At 35.8% G+C, this 243-nt stretch carries 1 pseudogene; it reads left to right on the forward strand.

Features of this window, described 5'->3' with window-relative positions:
* Positions 1-2 precede the first annotated feature (2 nt).
* Positions 3-243, forward strand: a pseudogene (locus HMPREF2801_RS05345) (sigma-70 family RNA polymerase sigma factor); the annotation flags it as partial.

The raw sequence follows: 243 nt of genomic DNA on the forward strand, positions 1-243 counted from the left end.
AAATGCCAAAAGAATATTACCTTTATGTCAACGGGCAAAGGGTTGAAGTCAGCGAGCAGATATATAAAGTCTACTGGCGAGAAAAAGAACACGAAAAGTATTTAGAGCAGGTGGACAAGAAAAACCACTTGCTCTTTTTTTCATCATTGGATCATGACGGGAATTTTGTAGATAACCTTGCTGATGAAAGTGTGGATGTAGAAAAAATAATTGAAACACAGATCTTAATTGAAACAGTCAGAA

Source organism: Peptoniphilus sp. HMSC062D09 (assembly GCF_001811425.1).
Classification (GTDB): Bacteria; Bacillota; Clostridia; order Tissierellales; family Peptoniphilaceae; genus Peptoniphilus_A.